The 21,267-nt window shown below is 39.8% G+C and carries 17 protein-coding genes; 10 read left to right on the top strand and 7 right to left on the bottom strand.

What is annotated here, in order from left to right:
- The first annotated feature begins 87 nt into the window (after positions 1-87).
- The 7 genes from rpmB to BWD42_RS13155 all read left to right on the top strand — a co-directional run bounded on the left by rpmB (position 88) and on the right by BWD42_RS13155 (position 8,803).
- Positions 88-321, top strand: coding sequence for a 50S ribosomal protein L28 (gene rpmB / locus BWD42_RS13185; protein ID WP_046672597.1), 234 nt, complete (start codon positions 88-90; stop codon positions 319-321).
- 78 nt (positions 322-399) lie between these two features.
- Entirely contained in the window at positions 400-582 is a 183-nt protein-coding gene (gene rpmG / locus BWD42_RS13180; protein WP_002998409.1) for a 50S ribosomal protein L33, read from the top strand.
- A 54-nt stretch (positions 583-636) separates the two neighbouring features.
- A complete protein-coding gene (locus BWD42_RS13175; protein WP_077436837.1) occupies positions 637-804 on the top strand; it encodes a DUF4295 domain-containing protein in 168 nt (55 codons plus the stop codon).
- 134 nt (positions 805-938) lie between these two features.
- Positions 939-1,901 (top strand): signal recognition particle-docking protein FtsY, encoded by a 963-nt coding sequence (gene ftsY, locus BWD42_RS13170; RefSeq protein WP_077436836.1) that lies wholly within the window; start codon positions 939-941, stop codon positions 1,899-1,901.
- Positions 1,902-2,046: 145 nt separating this feature from the next.
- A complete protein-coding gene (rimO, locus tag BWD42_RS13165; protein ID WP_077436835.1) occupies positions 2,047-3,384 on the top strand; it encodes a 30S ribosomal protein S12 methylthiotransferase RimO in 1,338 nt (445 codons plus the stop codon).
- A 406-nt stretch (positions 3,385-3,790) separates the two neighbouring features.
- Positions 3,791-5,380, top strand: a complete 1,590-nt coding sequence (gene bshC / locus BWD42_RS13160) for a bacillithiol biosynthesis cysteine-adding enzyme BshC (RefSeq protein WP_077436834.1) — start codon at positions 3,791-3,793, stop codon at positions 5,378-5,380.
- Between the two features lie 243 nt (positions 5,381-5,623).
- Positions 5,624-8,803: a TonB-dependent receptor gene (locus tag BWD42_RS13155; protein WP_077436833.1), complete on the top strand. Its 3,180-nt coding sequence runs from the start codon at positions 5,624-5,626 to the stop codon at positions 8,801-8,803.
- Between the two features lie 159 nt (positions 8,804-8,962).
- Here BWD42_RS13155 and ctlX read toward each other — a convergent pair whose 3' ends face one another.
- Positions 8,963-9,916 (bottom strand): citrulline utilization hydrolase CtlX, encoded by a 954-nt coding sequence (gene ctlX, locus BWD42_RS13150; RefSeq protein ID WP_077436832.1) that lies wholly within the window; start codon positions 9,914-9,916, stop codon positions 8,963-8,965.
- A gap of 559 nt (positions 9,917-10,475) precedes the next feature.
- On the opposite strand from ctlX, the gene gcvP reads away from it, so the two are divergent.
- The 3 genes from gcvP to BWD42_RS13130 all read left to right on the top strand — a co-directional run bounded on the left by gcvP (position 10,476) and on the right by BWD42_RS13130 (position 15,296).
- A complete protein-coding gene (gene gcvP, locus BWD42_RS13140; protein WP_077436830.1) occupies positions 10,476-13,349 on the top strand; it encodes an aminomethyl-transferring glycine dehydrogenase in 2,874 nt (957 codons plus the stop codon).
- A gap of 255 nt (positions 13,350-13,604) precedes the next feature.
- On the top strand, positions 13,605-14,264 hold the full coding sequence (locus tag BWD42_RS13135; protein ID WP_077436829.1) for a hypothetical protein: 660 nt from the start codon (positions 13,605-13,607) through the stop codon (positions 14,262-14,264).
- 207 nt (positions 14,265-14,471) lie between these two features.
- A complete protein-coding gene (locus tag BWD42_RS13130) occupies positions 14,472-15,296 on the top strand; it encodes an N-acetylmuramoyl-L-alanine amidase (RefSeq protein WP_077436828.1) in 825 nt (274 codons plus the stop codon).
- 169 nt (positions 15,297-15,465) lie between these two features.
- Here BWD42_RS13130 and idi read toward each other — a convergent pair whose 3' ends face one another.
- The 6 genes from idi to BWD42_RS13100 form a co-directional block, all read right to left on the bottom strand.
- On the bottom strand, positions 15,466-15,999 hold the full coding sequence (gene idi, locus BWD42_RS13125; protein ID WP_077436827.1) for an isopentenyl-diphosphate Delta-isomerase: 534 nt from the start codon (positions 15,997-15,999) through the stop codon (positions 15,466-15,468).
- A 66-nt stretch (positions 16,000-16,065) separates the two neighbouring features.
- Positions 16,066-17,379, bottom strand: coding sequence for a nicotinamide mononucleotide adenylyltransferase (locus BWD42_RS13120; RefSeq protein WP_077436826.1), 1,314 nt, complete (start codon positions 17,377-17,379; stop codon positions 16,066-16,068).
- Between the two features lie 78 nt (positions 17,380-17,457).
- Positions 17,458-18,000, bottom strand: coding sequence for an NUDIX hydrolase (locus BWD42_RS13115; protein ID WP_077436825.1), 543 nt, complete (start codon positions 17,998-18,000; stop codon positions 17,458-17,460).
- Entirely contained in the window at positions 18,001-19,737 is a 1,737-nt protein-coding gene (locus BWD42_RS13110) for a phospho-sugar mutase (protein WP_077436824.1), read from the bottom strand.
- 33 nt (positions 19,738-19,770) lie between these two features.
- Entirely contained in the window at positions 19,771-20,454 is a 684-nt protein-coding gene (locus BWD42_RS13105; protein ID WP_077436823.1) for a hypothetical protein, read from the bottom strand.
- Positions 20,455-20,475: 21 nt separating this feature from the next.
- On the bottom strand, positions 20,476-21,240 hold the full coding sequence (locus BWD42_RS13100) for an enoyl-CoA hydratase/isomerase family protein (RefSeq protein WP_077436822.1): 765 nt from the start codon (positions 21,238-21,240) through the stop codon (positions 20,476-20,478).
- Positions 21,241-21,267 lie beyond the last annotated feature (27 nt).

Here is a 21,267-nt window from a genome sequence, read left to right as displayed (position 1 = left end):
AAAAAAAAATATAGATATTTGCAAACTCTTTGCAGAGAGTGCAAAGGATTAATATATTGTAATAAAGACAACAAAAAAGATAATATCATGTCAAGAATTTGTGATTTAACAGGCAAAGCAGCGTTAACAGGAAATAACGTTTCTCACTCAAACGTTAAAACTAAACGTAAATTCTATCCAAATTTACAAACTAAACGTTTTTACATTCCAGAAGAAGATCGTTGGATTACGTTGAAAGTATCTACTTCTGCTATCAAAACTATCAACAAGAACGGTATTACAGCTGCGATCAATAAATTTATCGTTAAAGGATCAATTTAATATTGATTTATCGCCTGTTACATTAAGATTATTCATGAATTTCAATCCTAGCATTAGGATTCAAAATAAAGTAAAACAATGGCTAAAAAAGGAAATAGAGTACAAGTTATCTTAGAATGTACTGAACACAAAGAAAGTGGTCTTCCGGGAATGTCTCGTTACATCACTACTAAAAACAAAAAGAACACAACTGAGCGTTTAGAGTTGAAAAAATTCAACCCAGTATTGAGAAAAGTTACTGTTCATAAAGAAATTAAGTAATTCACCCATCTTAGCACTTGCAATAGAGGGCTGAGTAAAAATATTTAAAATACCATGGCAAAGAAAGCAGTTGCATCGTTACAAAAAGGTGGCGGTAAAGAATTTACAAAGGTTATTGTTACTACTAAATCTGCAAAAACTGGCGCGTATACTTTCAAAGAAGGTATGGTTCACAACGATAAAGTGAAAGACGTAGTTGCAGAAGCTCAAAAAAATAACTAGTAGCATTTTCCTTTTTTAAAGTTTTTCTTTAAAAAGAATTCGATAAAAATAGCCGTTTTGGTATCCTACCGAAAGGGCTTTTTTTGTTGAGGACATTTGTTTATATTTGGACATCAATTTTCACTAAACACTCCATGGGATTATTTGATTTTTTTAAGAAAAAGCCACAAACACAAGAAGAAGAACAGGCCTTAGACAAAGGCTTGGAAAAAACCAAAGAAGGATTTCTTTCCAAGATAACGAAAGCGGTAGTTGGTAAATCTACCGTGGATGATGATGTCCTTGATAATCTGGAAGAGGTTTTGGTTACTTCTGATGTCGGAGTTACAACCACTTTAAAAATCATCGACCGTATCCAGGCGCGTGTTGCCAGAGATAAATATGTCTCCACTTCAGAATTGAACAATTTATTGAAAGAGGAGATTCAGACCTTACTCGCTGAAAATAATAGCTCAGATTTTGAAAACTTTAATTATGGGGATCATAAGCCTTATGTTATTATGGTCGTCGGCGTCAATGGTGTGGGGAAGACAACCACAATTGGTAAGCTTGCGCATCAGCTTAAACAGGCAGGAAGTAAGGTGGTTTTAGGAGCTGCAGATACCTTTAGGGCTGCTGCAGTTGATCAGCTTAAACTGTGGGGTGAGCGTGTTGGTGTACGAGTTGTGGCACAAGCAATGGGTTCTGATCCCGCTTCGGTAGCTTATGATACGGTTAAATCTGCTGTAGCGAATGGAGAAGATGTTTGTATTATTGATACCGCCGGCCGACTGCACAATAAGGTTGGCTTGATGAATGAATTGACCAAAATTAAAAATGTCATGCAAAAAGTCGTTCCCGGCGCTCCGCATGAAATTTTATTGGTCTTAGATGCTTCTACAGGTCAGAATGCCATAGAGCAATGTACCCAATTTACACAGGCTACGGATGTAAATGCACTGGCACTGACGAAATTGGACGGAACCGCAAAAGGAGGCGTTGTCATTGGGATATCCGATCAGTTCAAAATCCCAGTGAAATATATCGGCGTCGGTGAAAAAATTGGTGACCTCCAATTATTTAATAAAAAGGAATTTGTAGACTCCCTTTTCAAATAGAATACTAAAATAATTGTCAGAAATAAGGCTTTCAGTCATTTTTGGGAATGGTTAATAATCAGATTAAGGATCTAGTGAACATGTTTAATCCCTTGTTTTCTTAGTCAAGAATTCCCTTTGTTTCTAGACAAACCCTTCTAATCATATGAAGACAAAATATACGAAACCTGCCCCATCGATCAATAAACCCCGTGTCAACGTGGTTACTTTGGGCTGTTCGAAAAATATTCACGATAGTGAAGTGCTGATGGGCCAGTTGAAAGGTAATCAGATGGAGGTGGTCCATGAAGCATCAAATATACAGGAGAATGATATTGTTGTCATCAATACTTGCGGTTTCATTGACAATGCCAAACAAGAATCTATTGATGCAATTTTGCAATATTCCGAATTAAAGGACCAGGGTAAGATTAACAAAGTGATTGTCACCGGATGTCTTTCCGAACGTTATAAGCCCGAATTGCAAGCTGAAATACCAAGTGTGGACGCTTATTTCGGGACAAATGATCTGCCTGATTTGCTTTCTTCTATCGGAGCAGACTATCGCCATGAATTACTGGGCGAACGCTTATTGACCACTCCTTCCCACTTTTCTTATTTTAAGATCGCAGAAGGTTGTAACCGCCCATGTTCATTCTGTGCAATACCCTTGATGCGTGGTAAGCACGTTTCCAAATCAATTGACGATCTAGTTAAAGAAGCTAAATTCTTGGCGTCAAACGGAACCAAGGAATTGATTTTAATTGCACAGGATTTAACTTATTATGGATTGGATATCTATGGTAAACGTAATCTTTCCGATTTGATGCGTCATTTGTCTGATGTGGATGGTATTGAGTGGATCCGTTTACAGTATGCTTATCCTTCCGGGTTTCCCATGGATATTTTGGATGCAATGAATGAGCGTTCAAATATCTGCAATTACCTGGATATGCCATTACAGCATATCTCAGACCCCATGTTGAAATCCATGCGCAGAGGAACTACTAAACAAAAGCAGATTGATCTGGTTAATGCTATTCGCGATAAAGTACCCGATATTGCATTGCGTACGACATTGATCTGTGGATACCCGGGGGAAACTGAACAGGATTTTCAGGAAATGTTGGAATGGGTAGAGGAAACCCGTTTTGATCGTTTGGGCTGTTTTACCTATTCTCATGAAGAGAAGACGCATGCCCATACCCTAGAAGATAATGTCCCGCAAGAAGTAAAAGAGGAGCGTGTTGAGGCTATTATGGAAGTTCAACAGGGTATTTCTTATGAGATCAATCAATCGAAAGTGGGTCATACCTATAAAGTGCTGGTTGATCGTGTGGACGGCGATTATTTTATCGGACGTACAGAATATGATTCGCCAGAAGTGGATAATGAGGTATTAATTTCAGCAGCTGATTCCTATGCGCGCATTGGTGATTTTGTGCAGGTAAAAATCGACCGTGCGGAGGATTTCGATCTCTATGGTGGAATCGTCAAAAGATAATACCGGACTGATCGATACAGATCATGAATAAAATATATGGAAGGAGCTGCCCAAAACGGGTGGCTCCTTCTGTCTTTTTTTATTTATGTACTACAGCGCGGTTCGAAAATGTCCAATTCTCAGACAACTGATCTACTTTTTTAAACGGCAATTTTTTTAGAAAGTGTCTGCTTTTGATTGAGTCGTTTTTTCTATTAAGGCATTAACAAAATCTACACCTTGGTTTAATGACGAAAAGCTTCCCTGTCGATTTTCATAACGCGTACTGCCTATGAAAGTCTCCGGATTTTATTTGGACATTTGTCAATAGAATGATATAATTTAAAAGTGCAACGGGCTTTTTATTAAAAATCAGTATTTTGTCTGCCTAAACTAAATACATTTGTATATCGTACAATAAGCATATATGAAAGCAACTTATATCGAATACAGTGAGACAAACAGTTTCTCCAAAACATTGTTGGCCTATTTGGCTCATGATGAGGCGCTGAAACCCTTTGTTGGACATTGGCCTACATTTGATGGATTTGAGAAACAGGTGCAAGAAAAGAAACCATTTGCTCACCGTGCTATCCTCGTAGAGCGCCTAAAAGAGCAATATGCGACCTTGTTGCGAGATTCTCCTGTTGTGGCCAAAAATATAGATTTGTTGTTGCTGGATAATACCTACACTATTACTACTGGTCACCAATTGAATATCTTTACGGGTCCATTATACTTTATATTTAAGATCATGACAGCGATACGTCTGTCAGAAGACCTGCGGAGTAAACATCCGGACAAAAACTTTATACCCGTTTATTGGATGGCAACTGAGGATCATGATTTTGAAGAAATTAATCATACCAAAGTGTATGGGAAGAAAATTGTTTGGGATACTCCCACGGTGGCGGCCACGGGACGAATGGATACAGGATCGATTGCCGATGCGGTAAAACAATATACCAATATTCTTGGTCTCTCGGAGAATTCCGCTAAACTTACACATATTGTCGAACAGGCCTATCTGAAGCATAGTAAGCTGGCCGATGCGACCCGTTATATGGTGAATGAGCTTTTTAAATCTTACGGTCTCCTGGTTATTGATGCTGACGATAAAGAGCTGAAAGAATTATTTAAGCCGATTATTAAAACGGATATTTTATCCGAAAATAGCTTTAAAGCCATTACGGAGCGATCGAAAGAACTCGAGTCAAAAGGCTTTTCGACACAGGTGCATGCCCGTGAGATTAATTTCTTCTACCTTACAGATGAGTTTCGGGAACGCTTGGTGCTAAATGCTGATGGTCGATATGAGGTGCTGCATCAAAATATATATTTTACCAAGGAAGAGCTGGAAAGAGAAATAGATGCTCATCCCGAACGCTTTAGTCCAAATGTGGTAATGCGCCCCATGTATCAGGAAATTATCCTTCCTAATTTGGCTTATATTGGTGGTGGTGCTGAGATGGTCTATTGGATGCAGCTGAAATCTAATTTTGATCAGTACCAAATAGATTTCCCCATCTTGATCCCGCGAAATTCAGCCATGATTACTGAGGATAACGTTGCAGCAAAGCTTTTCCGTGTCGATCTAACTTTTAAAAGTATCTTCCGCCCTGCGGAGGTTTTGAAGAAAGAATATGTGCGTCGCCATACGAAGGAAAGATTGAATCTTAATGATGAGTGGATGGAACTGAATGCGATCTTTGGAAAGATAAGGTTACGTACACACAAAATTGATCCTAGTCTAGGACCCAGCACCGAGGCGATAAAAGCTCGTTTGAAAAAGGCGATGAACAATTTGGAGAAAAAGTTGATGAAAGCCGAAAAACGAAACCATCAGCATGCATTGGCAGATATCGACAATGTAAAAGAAAAACTCTTTCCCGGAGGAGGACTACAAGAGCGATCTGAAAATTTTGCGTTGCTGTACGTAAAATATGGTGATAACCTTTTTAGAGATCTATACAAATACTTTAACCCCCTGGATTTCAAATTCACAATCTTATATTAAAAGCCGGTATTTTACTGGCTTTTTTTATTTTCAAATGGTAGCCTATTGTGCTACTAGCATTGTGGTTGCTGTCATGCTCGTAGAATTCTCGAGTAATTGACAGACTATTTTTGGCCGCGTTGTACAAGTCTGCATTTTTACAAAATATTTTAGAAAGTTTTGTTTATAATTTCATAATATTTCGTTTAGCTTCTGTTAATACGATGGAAGTAGTTTTGTTGCCGTATTACAACCAACAACTAAATGAAAGAAATATTACTTACGACTTGTGCCATTGCGATAGGAACAGGTTTGTATGCGCAAACAACCCAGGCAGGATTTTCCGGAAAGATTACGGACGAGAATAACAAAGGGGTTCATGGAGCTTCAGTGGAGGTTCGTAATGAATCTACGGGTTTTACCACCAAAACATCGACCAACGCTAATGGCGATTTCAATTTCAAGGAGCTTCCATTAGGAGGTCCGTACATCATTAAAGTTACCTATATCGGCTATGGAGAGCAGATTCGTTCGGGCTTTACACTAAACCAGGGCGATATGATTCGCTTGAATATTCCGATTCAAAATGCATCTAACATATTGGAAACGGTTGAGCTCACAGGTGTAAGTACATTGAAAAATAAAATTGAGAACCTTGGTGCTGCAACTGCGGTGACGGCCCGGGATATTGCGAAACTACCGGTAAATGGTCGTAATTTTACTTCTTTAATGGATCTATCTCCATTGAGCAAGGGTGATAATATCGGTGGTCAACTTGGGTCTTCTACTAATTTTACCATTGATGGGATGAACGCAAAAAACCCGACTTCTGCCGGCTCGACAACAAGTCGGAGTGGCGCTCCTTTCTCGATCTCTATTGAAGCGGTACGGGAGTTTAAAGTCGTGACTAACCAATATGATGTCACCTACGGAAGAGCTGGGGGGGGAACAGTCAGTGCGGTGACTAAACAGGGTACAAATAAAACGCAAGGTAGTGTCTGGTTATATTCCCGAGCAGACTGGTTGTCCAGCCCATACGATATTCGAGGAAACAAACGAAGCAATGATTTCTCCACTTATCAATATGGCTTTACTTTGGGTGGTCCCATTATAAAAGACAAACTTCATTACTTTGTTGCATGGGATCATCAACAAGACTCCCGCCCTTTGATTATCGCTGATATCAACTCTGAAGCCGATGAAAAAAGATTTAATGTTACAAACGCGACATTGGATGAATTTGTCAATATCGGGCGGAAAAAGTACGGATTGGGGAACGAACGCCAATATGGCGCTTTTGATAAAAAAAGAGGCTCTGACGCGATTTTTGGCCGTATTGACTGGCAGATTAATGATAAAAACTTATTGACAGTCCGTAACAACTTTACAAGTGATAACAATAAGCTGGGGTTGCAGGACAACAAGCCAATTACTTTATATGAATCTTACGGGAATGATAAAAATATTGACAATAGCCTATTGGCTACTTTGCGTACCACCGTTTCCCCTAAGGTAACCAATGAGCTAAAAGTACAACATCTCTATACCTATCAGAAAAGTAGTCCGGGAGACCTTTTGCCTGGTCAGAATATTCCACGTGCCATTGTTGAAGATGCGGTTTCCAAAATTGCTGGGGAAGATAAAAAGACCACATTACAATTGGGAGGGCATCGTTTTGCACAGGAATCTTTTAAAAATAACGTATTTCAGCTTGTTGATAATATCTATTACAGCACTGATAATATCAATTACACCTTTGGTGTAGACCTGATGTATACCCATGCAAATTCCATTTACGGAAGTGAGGTCAATGGCCGCTTCCACTTTCGACCAAGTGACGGAAAGACGGCTATGCAGAACTTTGAGGATATGAAACCATATGCTTACTATCGTGAAGTTCCTTTGATGAGTGATCCTGCAGTGGTCGGTAAGATATTCAATGCCGGTGTGTATGGACAATTGCAAACGAAGCTAGCGCAGGGACTGGACTTAGTCGCCGGCTTACGATTGGATTACGGCCATTATCCTACCTCTCCTCTGAATGAGGAATTGTTAAGAGAAGTCGGTGTCCGTACAGATCATAAACTCAAGTCTTTTGTCGTGCAACCACGTTTCCAAATGACCTGGGATGTGAACGAAGAAAGAAAGGATTTCTTTCGAGTGGGAGGCGGGATATTTGCATCGGATATCAATAATTATATGACGATCAATAACCTTACTTTTGATGGGAAGCATTTTGCTACTGTTGATGTTCGCGGTGCGGATGTGCCCACACCAAATTTTGTCGACTATAGAAAAGACCCATCATCCACACCTACTTTGGCTCAGTTTCAGGTGCCTACCATCAATACTTATGGTCCAGATGCTAAAATCCCGGTTGTGTACAAGGCTAATTTATCTTATACGCACTTTTTCACAGAAAAGTTGAAGGCAAGCCTTTCGGGATATATGAATTTGGGACGCAATAATTATATGTATGTAGATCGTAATATGGTGAAAGACCCTTTCTTTAGACTTGCAAATGAGGATAATAGAGGTGTATTCGTTCCTGCAGCATCCATCGTCGATGGAGCTCCGGACTGGAAAAAAGGACGGATTTCAGATAAGTTCGGCCGAGTTCTAGAATTGAATTCTGAGGGTAAAGTCAACCAATTTGCTGTCGTATTTGATGCAAGTTATCAGTATTACAAAGATGGAACGATTTCGCTTAGCTATACTTGGAATGATGCGAAAGACAATACTTCATTCAATGGGAATGTGGCCAATACGGCGACCTTATCCTTAGCGGTAAAAGATGATCCTCGCGATTTGAGCAAGATGAGCTATTCGAACAACCAATTCCGTAATAAAATTGTTATTTACGGAACTTTGCCAACATTTTATGGTGTCAGTGTGGGTGTTCGCTACTCGGGTATCGGAGGTACACGATATAGTTTGCTCGCCGGCGGAAATATCAATGGAGACTTTGTCGCCGGAGACAATGATCTGGCCTATATTTTTGACCCGAATAATTCCAATACTTCAAAACAGTTGGTCACGGGGTTAAATAATCTGTTGAATAACCCGGAAGCGAGTCAGAGTCTTAAAGATTATATCAAGAAATATCAGGGTAAAATAGCGGAACGTAATGGTGGGGTGAATGGTTTTTATGGTGTGATTGACTTACGAATTGCTAAAAAATTCAATTTATATAAGAACCATGCGCTGGAAATATCAGGGGATCTTTTCAACGTTGCCAACTTGTTCAAGAAAACTTGGGGCATAAATGAGTCTCTAGGCAATCAAAATCTATATGCTTTAGGTGGGAAAAATGCTGCCGGGGAAAAGCTGATCCCTTTTGATCCTGCAAAGCAGCAGTTTAATTACAATGTAAACAATTCCGGTATCGTTACCCCTTCTGGTAACCCATACCAATTCCAACTGGGATTACGTTATTCTTTTTAATCTGTTTTAAAAAAAAGACAAAGAGCTGTATTAAAAATCGATTTTGGCAAATCGCTCTAAATAAAATTTTAAAACTTCATTAAATCAAAAGAGAAAGGACCAAAATTCATTAAGACTTTGGTCCTTTCTCTTTTGATTATCTATAGAAGTGATGAATGCCTAGGCATTCATCATTTTTTCTTTTGGAAGGAATACTTCTGCCATCATATGGCGCACACTACCACCACCGCAGGTTTCAATAACGTGTAAATCTTGATGGATGATTTTACCATGTTTTTCCAATTGCGCTGTTTGGTACAGTGTTAATGATGACAACGCTTTATCACTTAGGACAATAAAACGGTTCCCATATTTATTTCTCACCTGGAGACAATTTGCTGCAAAATTTTCCAGTTGGTTTTCGTTGATCTCGATGATTTCTTTTCCGGTCTCTTTTAGTTTTTTTATTAATGTATCGCGCTCCGATTGATGATCAATTGCGGTGGGACATAAGATGGCAAAATCTTCTCCTACGGCTAATACCACATTGGTATGATAAATGGGTCTGCGTTCGCCATTGACTGTCTGAAATGCGTGGAAGACAATAGGAGTATAGTTTTCTGTTCTACAATATTCGTCTAACATTGCCCGGTCCGCCCGTTCAGATAGTGCACAATAGGCAATACGATGTGTGCGGTCGAGTACCAGAGCGCCTGTTCCTTCTAAATATTGTCTGTTATTTTCGGCCTCGCTGAGGTCTTTGATTAGCTTTACATAGTAACCATTTTGTTTCAATGGACCCTCAAAGTCCAATAAATGTTCTTTTCTGCGGTTGGGCGCAAACATCGGATAAAAGATAATCTTCCCGTCCTGATGGAAAGAGACAATATTGTTCGGAAAAATACTGTCTGGGCTTTCGGATTTTTCATCATCCTGGATGACCGTTACTAGGATACCGTGTGATTTTAATTCATTGACAAGGGCGTCAAATTCCCCCTGTGCTTCTCTATTTACTTCTTCGCCGCTTAGATTTTCAATGTCCTTTTGGAAAAAATTATTGACTGCGGTCTGTTCATTTTTGCGGAAGACAGAGGGTCTTACGAGGAGTACACTGTCTGTTACCTGTTTTCTCATGATTTATAATCGTTACTTCGCTGGTTTATATTTGTTAAAAAAGAAATGATATTCTTACCGTTATGAGCCCTACTGTAGGAAAGAGAAAATACCTGTTTTTCGATATTTTTGAGTGAATCAGCGTATTTTGGAATATGCGTGACATTTGTTTTGAATAATTTCGTTCTGTCAGCAATCACTTTTACAATTGGTACTTATACTAATGTATTGAAAAATCAGCTCGATTGCAAAAAGAATATCTCTAAAAAGAAAAAAGGTGGGTGGAAAATTAATAGCATAATCTTTTGTTTTTTGTCATTATGTCAAGCTATCTTTGGATTGATTGGTATATTTTTAATGTGAGTTGCTGTTGGTTATCTTTATTTGAATTTTAATATGGAGAGGGCAATCGATTGCGCATTCGTTTGTACTTAAAACTGACTTTTTATCCACTTTTTTGCTTCGTTTTCAGTCATTTATTTTGCTATCTTTGCTCATCCAAAAAACGACTGTTTATAAGAGAGTTAATTACCTAATTGTTATGTCGCTAACTGTCTATAAGCGTTAACTTTTTGCACACATGAGCAATATACACTTCCAAGAAAAATTCGAAAATCGCCACAATGGCCCAAGTCCAGTTGAAGCGAATGAAATGTTGGCCAAATTGGGCGTAACGTCAATTGACCAGCTAATCGACCAAACGGTCCCTTCTCAAATCCGCGCTCCAAAACCTTTAAATCTTCCAAAAGCATTGTCTGAGGTTGCTTATTTAAAGCGCATAGCGGAAATCGCAGAGAAAAATAAAGTTTTTAAATCTTTTATTGGTCAAGGATATTATGACGTGATCCTTCCGGGTGTAATTCAACGTAATGTGTTTGAAAATCCGGGATGGTATACACAATATACTCCTTACCAAGCAGAAATTGCACAAGGTCGTTTACAGGCACTGTTAAACTTCCAGACTGTTATTTCTGATTTTACTGGATTGGAAATTGCAAACGCTTCATTATTGGATGAAGCTACAGCTGCTGCTGAAGCGATGTTTATGCTTTACTCAGCACGTAAAAACAAAGATGCGAATGTATTTTTGGTTTCTGAAAATGCTTATCCACAGACGATTGACGTATTAAAGACGCGCGCGCTTTCTTTCGGTATCGAACTTAAAATCACAGCTATTCAAGAGTCCGAATTGACAGATGATGTTTTTGCTGCATTTGTACAATACCCGGCAGCAGACGGATCGATCGTTGACTACAAATCATTTGCTGAAGCTGCTCACAGTAAAAATATTACAGTATGTGCTGCTGCGGATCTGATGAGTTTAGCCTTATTGACTCCTCCAGGAGAATGGGGTGCAGATGTTGTTGTCGGTAACTCCCAACGTTTTGGTGTCCCTATGGGATTCGGTGGTCCTCATGCGGCATTCTTCGCTACACGTGATAGTTTCAAACGTAATATTCCAGGACGTATCATTGGTGTAACTTCTGATTCGAATGGAAAATACGCTTTACGTATGGCTTTACAAACTCGTGAGCAACATATCCGTCGTGATAAAGCATCTTCGAATATCTGTACAGCACAGGCTTTATTGGCTATTATGGCTTCTTTCTACGCTGTTTACCATGGCCCAGAAGGAATCAAAAATATTGCATCCCGTATCAATGCATTAGCCAATCTATTGGATCAGGCTTTACAGTCTTTGGGGTATACTCAATTGAATAACGCTTACTTTGATACACTACGTGTAGATTTAGGCGCGCATGCGGGGGCATTAAAATCCGAAGCGTTGAATAATGAGTTGAACTTCTACTACAATGGTTCACAAGTTTCTATCGCTATCGATGAAACAACAACATACGAGGATATCAAAACAATCGTAAAAGTGTTTGCAAAAATTCAGGGCAAAACATTGAACGATGTAGATTTTGATACATTAGAAGAAAATGTTGGCTCCTCAATCCCTGCTGAACTGGTCCGTACCTCAGCTTACTTAACGCATCCAAACTTTAATAGCTACCATTCAGAACATGAGATGTTACGCTATATTAAATCGTTGGAAGCGAAAGATTTGTCGTTGTGTCATTCGATGATCCCATTGGGTTCATGTACAATGAAATTGAATGCGACAGCTGAAATGACCCCTGTTACCTGGGCGAGGTTTGGTGGATTACATCCATTTGCGCCAGCTGACCAAACTTCCGGCTATATGCAGATGATCGGTGAATTGAATGATTGGTTATCAGAGATCACAGGTTTTGCTAAAATGAGCTTCCAGCCTAATTCAGGAGCACAAGGCGAATATGCCGGTCTAATGGTTATCCGTGCGTATCATGAGAGCCGTGGCGATCATGGCCGTAACATCTGTTTGATTCCAGCTTCTGCACATGGTACAAACCCTGCATCGGCTTCAATGGCTGGTCTGAAAGTGGTGGTCGTGAAATGTGACGAACTTGGAAACATTGATATCCCAGATTTGAGAGCTAAAGCGGAAGAGCATGCTGCTCATCTGAACTCATTAATGGTGACTTATCCATCTACACATGGTGTATTTGAAGAATCTATCATTGAAGTGTGTGAAATCATTCACGCCAATGGTGGTCAGGTATATATGGATGGTGCTAACATGAATGCTCAGGTAGGCTTGACTAGCCCAGGTCATATTGGTGCTGACGTTTGTCACTTAAACTTGCACAAAACGTTCTGTATTCCACATGGTGGTGGTGGTCCAGGTATGGGGCCGATCGGTGTTGCTAAACACTTGGTGCCTTTCTTGCCAAACCATCAAGTTGTTTCTACTTCAGGAGAAGAAGGAATTACAGCTGTTTCGGCGGCCCCATTTGGCTCAGCATCAATCTTAATTATCTCCCACGCTTATATTTCGATGATGGGTGGTGAAGGCTTGACTAATGCTACACGTACAGCAATATTGAATGCAAACTATATTAAAGCGCGTTTGGAGAATGCTTACCCAGTACTTTATTCTGGTAGCAACGGACGTTGTGCGCATGAGATGATCTTAGATTGCCGCGGTTTCAAAAATGTAGGTATCGAAGTTGCTGATATCGCAAAACGTTTGATGGACTACGGTTTCCATGCACCGACAGTTTCTTTCCCTGTGGCTGGTACATTGATGGTTGAACCAACGGAGTCGGAATCGAAAGCTGAATTGGATCGTTTCTGTGATGCATTAGTTGCAATTCGTCAGGAAATTGCTGCGGTTGAATCGGGCGAAGCAGAACAAGCAAATAACGTATTGAAGCATGCTCCGCATACAGCAGCAGTAGTTACTGCAGATGAGTGGGATAGACCTTACAGTCGTCAGACTGCGGCTTATCCTTTGGAGTACGTAAGAGAGCGTAAGTTCTGGCCGTCTGTAGGTCGCGTAAACGACTCTCAGGGAGATCGTACATTGATCTGCTCATGTCCTTCGATCGAAGAATATGCTGAGGCGTAACAACCTTGGAAAATAATATTACAATAGAGCCTCCGTATTACGGGGGCTTTTTTTTTTACTTAGAATTTGGAAAAGGTAAACGAAAAGAATAGATGCGAAAAAGGACGTAAGCATGATGGCCTCATAGCTTATTAGATCGGTTCTGATAGGTTCGGGAAAAACAAGTGGGACTATTTTACGGCTATATTTTAAATAGTTGCGCCTGTAAAATCATTTTTTTATCTTTCTGACGTTTTATCTAAAAAACTGATAATCATGAAAAGACAATTGAGTTTAATGTCCCTCTTATTGAGCGCGGCTATTTTGATCGCAGGTTGCGGTAACCGTAACGAATCCCAGGATGGTGCGGCGGATGATAATGAAACGAGTGCAGGGATCTCCGATGTGGTTAAAGGAGTATCTAATCTGGATAACCTGACTGATGGAGCAAAGAAAATGGAAGAACTCCAGACTAAACTAAAAGCTGAAAAACCATTGAGTTCGGAGGAATTAAAAGCATTTCTTCCGGAAAGTTTAGACGGTTTGAAAAGAACATCTTATTCTGCGGGCTCTATGTACGGTGTCAGTGTCATTTCTGGCGAGGCAACGTATACCGTGGATGATCAAAAGGACATTAAAATCAACATTATTGACGGTGCAGGTGAGAACGCTTCGGCTATTGTAAGTCTCGCTCAGATGGGTTTTATGGTCGATTCTGAAAATATTACGGACACAGAAGTAGAGAAAACAGGTGATTTTGAAGGAAAGCGTGCAAAAACAATGGACAATAAAGGCGTGGAAGGTTCGACACCAAAGAGCTCCGAAATAAGCTATCTCGAAAAAGACCGTTATTTGATCACATTAAGAGGTAATGGCTATAGTTTGGATGAGCTGAAAGCATTCATGGGTAAATTGAACGTAAGCGCTTTAAAATAAAATATCAATACGTTACATCGTTCTCAAAAAGTCCAGATACTCCATCTGGACTTTTTTGATGATCAGCTACTCGTGTGCAGTAGACCAATCAGGAACATTTGGCATTTCCCTGTTTTGCTTTAGAAAAAGAAGATTATTGTATCATTTTAGCGTATAATCACATTCATATCCTATTTTGGAGGTATATTTGTACAGAAACATTTCGATATGAGGATAACATCACGATTCAATCTTTTTATTATTGCAGCATTGATTACATCTTGTGCAGGCAATAAATATGCTAAAACGGAGAAAGTATATAAGAAACAGGCAAAAGAGTTCGCTAATTTGTATCGGCAATCTCCGGTATCCGGACAGCTGGAAAAAGTAAATGTGAAAGATCAACAATGGATTGCCTCTATCAATTTCGGTATCCGGAAGCCTAATTTTGTGGTCATTCACCATACAGCGCAAGATTCTCTGGGACAGACAATCCGTACCTTTCACTCTGCGAAAGCCGGTGTAAGTTCACATTATGTTGTGGGACGGGATGGTAAGGTGGTGCAGATGGTAAATGATCTATACCGGGCTCATCATGCAGGTCTGGGTAAATGGGGGAATGATACTGATCTGAACTCCGCATCGATAGGTATTGAACTGGATAATAATGGGACGACCGACCCCTGGACGGATGCACAGATAAATGCGTTGATTCAGCTGCTGAACTATTTGAAAAATACCTATAAGATTCCACAGGCAAATTTCATCGGGCATATGGATCTGGCACCTTCACGTAAAAATGATCCCTCACGGTTCCCTTGGAAAAAGTTGGCCGATCAGGGATTTGGTTATTGGTATGAGGAATTTTTAGAAACACCGCCTGTTGACTTTAACCCCAAAATGGCATTGCGTATCATTGGATACGATGTCAGTAACCTCGATGCGGCAATAAAGGCGTTTAAGATCCACTATATTCAGCAGGATGTGAATACCGCATTTTTGAGTGAAAACGATCTAAAAATTATGTATTCCATCTATAAGAAATATCTATAGTTGGCTACTCGAGGGTATAAAAAGAGAGGAGCATTTGTGATAGAATTGCTCCTTTTTATTTGTAGGGCTAGCGGCCCCTAGAGCTTCTATTATGGTGCTATTCATGGAGTTTGGCCATTACAAGGAGGACGTCGCTGTGCTTTTATCGCTACATGGCTTTTGGGATACCTTACTTCTTGTATTTGTCCAAATAGGTCTCAAATACACGTTGATAGATCATTTTGAACCAAGGGGTAAATTTCTCTGGAAAGTGCGTGATCTCATCTTTAATCTGTTGTTGATCCAAATATTGTATAGCAGCTACTTCTGCAACATTAAAATCAGATTCACCGTTGAATTTGCCAATAAGTACATGATCAAACTCATGCTCTGTAAGGCCATTGTCAAACTCGGCTTTGTATACAAATGAAAATGAATCATATAGGTCTGATGCTTCTATACGAAGCTCCTCCATCAGGCGCCGTGTGGCAGCTTCCAAATTACTTTCGCCAAGCCGTTGATGGGAACAGCAGCTGTTGGTCCATAATCCACCACAGTGATATTTGTCTAAGGCCCTTTGCTGTAAGAGCAGCTGACCCATGTCATTGAATAAAAAGACACTGAACGCCCGATGCAGCAAGCCCTTTTCGTGAGCTTCGTATTTCTCCATACCCCCAATGACAGTGTCATTGGAATCGACTAGTATTACATGTTCTTGCTTCATAAGGCTCAGATATAAATATAGTCCAATTTAACGAAATTGGACTATAAATTATAGCAAAGATTTGCACTATACGGTTTTTACAAACTTCTCGTCGTAATTTTCAATATCAATGATATAACCGTTTTTAATTAAGAATTCAAATAGCGGTTTGGCTTCTTCGGAGACGGGCATATTTTGCGTCGTGATGATTTTATTTTCCTTTTTCAATAGATATGGATAAGCATAAAGCTTTACATTTTTATTGAACATACCGGATATGTAGGATAATAACTCGTTGGTATAAAGCTCTTTGTTATAGTTGTCCGAATTGAAGATGTTTTTTAAGTTATAAACGTTTGTTGCAATTCCGATATTTTTGGGTTTAAAGTTACTAATAAACTCAGCGAGATGGTTATTTCTACGGAAGTTGCTGACAATAATATTATTGCCTGTAGCGCATAATTCATCTGCTCTCGATGCAAATTCCTGTAGATCTTCATCTGTGATTTCATGTGTATCCTCCAGTACATTTCCCATTAATACCTCGATCAATACGATGGTATCCTTGTCTGTTGCTCCCGTATTTTTCTTAAACTGCTCTACAGCAAGATTAAATAGGTCAAAGTTAGGAAGTGATTTCTGACGGTATTTTGTACGTAGCAAGATGATATTCTTTTTGTACAAATAATCCTTGATCTGTACTGCTTTTCCATCTGGTTGGAAAATAGCGGCTTTCGCAAACCCTTTGGCAATTAGGTATAAGTTGATCAGCCGTTGATTGACATTTTCAAACAAAGGGCCATTTAACTTAACAAGATCAATTTCTACTGATCCGACAGATAGATTGTCGACCAGGGATTCAATCATGGTCTGTACATTTTCCGTATAGTAGTAAGCCGCAAATAACAAGTTTACGCCAATAATACCCAATACTTTTTGTTGCAGCTGATTGTCGCTGTCCAAAAGCCTGACATGGACGATGATATCATTGGTGGGGCCACCGACTTCGTGCTGAAAACGGAGACCAATCCAGCCATGAGGCTCATTGGTTTTGGTGAAGTTCAGCGTAGTAACAGTATCTGCAAAGGCAAAGAACTTTTTGTTGCAATACTTATCACCATGTAGTCGTTGCGTCAGCAAATCAAATTCATGAGAAAGCATTTTTTGTAAGCGGGTTCTGCTGACATATCTGCCATCCTCTTCCTCGCCGTAAATCGCATCACTGAATGCCATGTCATACGCTGACATTGTTTTTGCAATTGTGCCGGAAGCAGCCCCTGCATTGAAAAAATTACGTGCGACTTCCTGTCCAGCACCGATCTCAGCGAAGGTTCCGTAAATCTCAGGATTTAGATTTATTTTCAGGGCCTTTCGCTTGGTTTCAAAAATTTCTCTTGCCATAGCACAAAGGTACAAAAATCAAAAGTCTAGTGAAAATTAAAGTATGAAAGGAAAAAACAGAATAAAATTAGGCTTGTTTTATAACAAGCCTAATTTATTAAAAGCATAGAATAAAGCGCTACTATGTAGTGCTTGGCTAAATTTATTCTCCAGCAGCATTGTTTTTGCTTCTTCAAGTGGGATAAGGAATACTTCGATTTCCTCGTGTTCATCCAGTTCCTGTTCCTGCACTTTACGTCCACCTGTCATCAGATAGGTATATGTAACGTTGCCACTTGTTGCGGGGTTGGCATAAAGGCTCGCAATCTCTTCAATGTTATCGAACTGATATCCCGTTTCTTCGAGCATTTCCCGGATTGCGGCATCTTTTGGATTTTCTCCCGGTTCCATTGTCCCGGCCGGAATTTCCAATGAAATCATACCGGCACCATGACGGTATTGTTGGATCACCAATAGCTCATTTTTCTCGGTAATGCCGACCATATTAACCCAATCCGGATATTCTAGTACATAATAATGGTCATTGATGCGTCCGTCGGGGAGCTCGCAGGTATCTCTGCGTAACGTTGCCCATGGCTCCTTACAGATATATTCAGATGATAATTGTTTCCACTTCTCCATTTAACCAACAATATCTTTCATCATACGGTCTACCTTTTCTTCCAATATTTTTTGAAGGCTTAGGTAATCACTTTTATCTTGAAGCGTTCCCTTAACCGAACAATAGAATTTGATCTTGGGCTCTGTACCCGAAGGTCTGGCTGAAATCACATCACCATCTACCGTGATAAACTGTAAGACATCCGATTTTGGAAGGGTAATTTCACTTTTACTGCCTGTTTTCATATCAGTCGTTTGTGAAAGCTCATAGTCCCGAATTTCTTTAACTTCGATTCCTCCGAGTTTGGCTGGTAGATTTTGGCGTAGACCGGCCATCATGGCCTGAATTTCTTCGGCTCCTGCTTTTCCTTTTTTTGTTAAGGAAATCAGTTTTTCCTGATAGCAGCCAAATTTCTGGTAGATATCTAATAAAACTTCGTAAACAGTCTTGCCTTTTGACTTAAAATATGCGGTCATTTCTGCTAGGAAGGCACAAGCATTCGGGGCGTCTTTATCGCGGACCAAATCACCGACTAAGTAGCCATAGCTTTCTTCCCCACCGGCAAGATATTGAGCTGAATCACCTAATTTTGTCATCAATTCACCGATGTATTTAAACCCGGTCAGTGTTTCATAATGCGTAACTTTGTAATGATCTGCAATATCAGACTGGAGGTTGCTGGTTACAATGGTTTTCACAATATAAGGATTGTTGCCCAATTGTTTTAAATCACTTTTTGCACTTAGTACATAATAGATTAACAAACTGCCGATCTGATTACCATTGAGTAATTGAAATTGGCCCTGACTATTTTTAATAGCAATACCTACACGGTCCGCATCAGGGTCGGTGGCCAAAACAAGGTCCGCATCAATCTCTTCACCTTTTTTCTTTGCTAAGGCCATAGCATCTTCTTCCTCAGGATTGGGGTAAACCACAGTGGGGAAGTTTCCGTCTGGAGTTGCCTGTTCTGTGACAATAGTAACGTTTTCAAAGCCCCAGGAAGCAAGCATTTTGGGAACGATTGTAATTCCGGTACCATGGATCGGAGAATAAACAATTTTTAGATCCTTCTGCGCATGTACAGCCTCTGGATGAATACGCAATGCTTTATTTGCCTCAATATAAATTGGATCGATTTCCTCGCCAACCGGAATAATATTTTGGGTATTCCCTTCAAATCGGATGTCGTTTACGCTGGCAATTGCATTGACTTCATCGATCACGTTTTTATCATGGGGAGCCGTCAATTGACACCCATCGTTCCAATAAGCTTTATAGCCGTTGTATTCTTTGGGATTATGTGAAGCTGTTAACATGACCCCGCTTTTGCAGCCAAAATGACGGATAGCAAAAGAGAGCATCGGAGTAGGGCGTAGTTCATTGAAAAGATAAACCTTTATACCATTTGCGGCAAATACTTGGGCAACAAGCTGACCAAAGGATTGTGAGTTATTGCGGCTATCGTAGGATACAGCTACTTTTATTTCCTCGTTGGGAAACTGTTTTTTTAGATAGTTTGATAATCCCTGGGTCGCTTTCCCAATCGTGTACTTATTCATACGGTTGGATCCTACACCCATAATCCCTCTTAAACCTCCTGTTCCAAATTCAAGATCCTTGTAGAATGAATCAATAAGTTCTGTCTCTGCCTGATCATCTATTAATTTCTGGACGGAGGTTCTTGTTTCCTCATCATAATTGGAGGTTAACCAATCGTCGATTTTCTTTTGTATGTCTTTATCTAAATTTCCCATGCTCTTAAAAATGGCTAAATGTAAAAAATCTTTTTATGCATCACAACCTGCATACGCGCGGTCTATAACTGTAATATACCATTTTTCTCCTTCTTTTGTTACATGAAAAACAAAAGGCTCTTCGCTTTCATTGGACGTCATGATCGCACGATAGCTTCTGGCTTCTATATTTCTCAGCCGCTGCAATTCGGTCCGATTAATTTTTGCATCTAAAATCTCGTTCATGAATTTAGCCGTTTGTGACAGTTCATTCGGACGGGACTTCTTATCATAAAAAAAGCCTAACTTATCCCATTTCATTGTTCCACAGTCAAAAGCAGGGAGCTTTCCTGCTTTTAACGGTCCTTTGTAACTCAGTTTTTCATACGAATGATATTCTGGGACCGGTTTGGAAAAATTAAAACTATTTTGATGCACATACGAATCCAATGCTCCCGGACGATAGATGATATAGATCCCTAATTTTGGATGTATATAGTTATTGATCGTTTTACTGTCTTGTTCAGTATATGCTTTGGCAATTTTTTCCAGTACTTCTTCCAGCGTTTCCGTATCCTCTTTCTTTATTTCTTTCTCGACCGTGTCCGGTTTACTTATCGTATCCAATGGAATAGAGTCCTGGGCAATTTTGACTGCCTTGTCTTCCTTTTTATTGTTTCTACAGGAAACCACACCTATGGAGAGACAGATAAGAACAAAGAAAAAGAGATTTCTCATGTTATTTTCGTTTATTAAATATTATTTTTTTGAAGTCAAATTTTCGATGATCGACTTTAATATAGACCGTGTTGACGGTAGCCACCATTGTTCGAGAATAGCCTGAATCGTCTCTTCTCTATTTTCACGCAATTTAAGAATTATTTCTTTTCGGAAGTTTAGTTTAGAAGTTTGCCAGGTTTTTTGATTAAACTGTGCGATCTGTTTTATTTTCTTCGATGCGGTATTAAATAGTATATCTGCCGGTACAACTTCGTCGACCAAGCCCTGTGATTTTGCTTCAAGCGGCGAGAGCAGTTTTCCTTCGAGCAGATTCTGATAAGCATGTCTTTTCCCGATCCAGAAAGCATAAAGTTGGAAGATACTTTCAGGTACGATAAGCCCCACTGGTATTTCATTGAGTCCTATCACGAAATTCCCTTCAGCCATAATCCTATAATCGCAGCATAGGGCGAATACACAACCTCCAGCCGGACTATGGCCCGATATGGCGGCGACTATCGGTTTCGGGAAAGATGCCAGTAGGGAAGTGGCCTCCAAAAAAAGATTCCAGAATTCCCGGATTTGATCCTCATCATAATCAATTAAGGTGATCAGGTCAAGACCTGCGCTAAAAAAGTTCTCCTTACCGATAAGAATCGCTCCGCGCACAGCATCGTTAGCCTGATTAGATTCGAGGGTCTCTATCAGCTCTTTTAATAACTGTGTATCGATGGCGTTGGACTTTCCCCGATCCAAAAAAATACTTAAAATATGGTCTTCTATTTTGGTTTTGATATGCTGCATAACGAATTTATTTAAATTTATAACGGT

It is taken from the genome of Sphingobacterium sp. CZ-UAM, from assembly GCF_002000245.1.
GTDB lineage: Bacteria > Bacteroidota > Bacteroidia > Sphingobacteriales > Sphingobacteriaceae > Sphingobacterium.
The sequence above is the reverse complement of the archived record's forward strand: the minus strand, read 5'-3'. Positions and strand labels throughout refer to the sequence as shown.

Bases quoted from the DNA above. Each gene is read 5' to 3' on its own strand.
- rpmB (WP_046672597.1), top strand. From the start codon at position 88: ATGTCAAGAATTTGTGATTTAACAGGCAAAGCAGCGTTAACAGGAAAT.
- rpmG (WP_002998409.1), top strand. From the start codon at position 400: ATGGCTAAAAAAGGAAATAGAGTACAAGTTATCTTAGAATGTACTGAA.
- BWD42_RS13175 (WP_077436837.1), top strand. From the start codon at position 637: ATGGCAAAGAAAGCAGTTGCATCGTTACAAAAAGGTGGCGGTAAAGAA.
- ftsY (WP_077436836.1), top strand. From the start codon at position 939: ATGGGATTATTTGATTTTTTTAAGAAAAAGCCACAAACACAAGAAGAA.
- rimO (WP_077436835.1), top strand. From the start codon at position 2,047: ATGAAGACAAAATATACGAAACCTGCCCCATCGATCAATAAACCCCGT.
- bshC (WP_077436834.1), top strand. From the start codon at position 3,791: ATGAAAGCAACTTATATCGAATACAGTGAGACAAACAGTTTCTCCAAA.
- BWD42_RS13155 (WP_077436833.1), top strand. From the start codon at position 5,624: ATGAAAGAAATATTACTTACGACTTGTGCCATTGCGATAGGAACAGGT.
- ctlX (WP_077436832.1), bottom strand. From the start codon at position 9,916: ATGAGAAAACAGGTAACAGACAGTGTACTCCTCGTAAGACCCTCTGTC.
- gcvP (WP_077436830.1), top strand. From the start codon at position 10,476: ATGAGCAATATACACTTCCAAGAAAAATTCGAAAATCGCCACAATGGC.
- BWD42_RS13135 (WP_077436829.1), top strand. From the start codon at position 13,605: ATGAAAAGACAATTGAGTTTAATGTCCCTCTTATTGAGCGCGGCTATT.
- BWD42_RS13130 (WP_077436828.1), top strand. From the start codon at position 14,472: ATGAGGATAACATCACGATTCAATCTTTTTATTATTGCAGCATTGATT.
- idi (WP_077436827.1), bottom strand. From the start codon at position 15,999: ATGAAGCAAGAACATGTAATACTAGTCGATTCCAATGACACTGTCATT.
- BWD42_RS13120 (WP_077436826.1), bottom strand. From the start codon at position 17,379: ATGGCAAGAGAAATTTTTGAAACCAAGCGAAAGGCCCTGAAAATAAAT.
- BWD42_RS13115 (WP_077436825.1), bottom strand. From the start codon at position 18,000: ATGGAGAAGTGGAAACAATTATCATCTGAATATATCTGTAAGGAGCCA.
- BWD42_RS13110 (WP_077436824.1), bottom strand. From the start codon at position 19,737: ATGGGAAATTTAGATAAAGACATACAAAAGAAAATCGACGATTGGTTA.
- BWD42_RS13105 (WP_077436823.1), bottom strand. From the start codon at position 20,454: ATGAGAAATCTCTTTTTCTTTGTTCTTATCTGTCTCTCCATAGGTGTG.
- BWD42_RS13100 (WP_077436822.1), bottom strand. From the start codon at position 21,240: ATGCAGCATATCAAAACCAAAATAGAAGACCATATTTTAAGTATTTTT.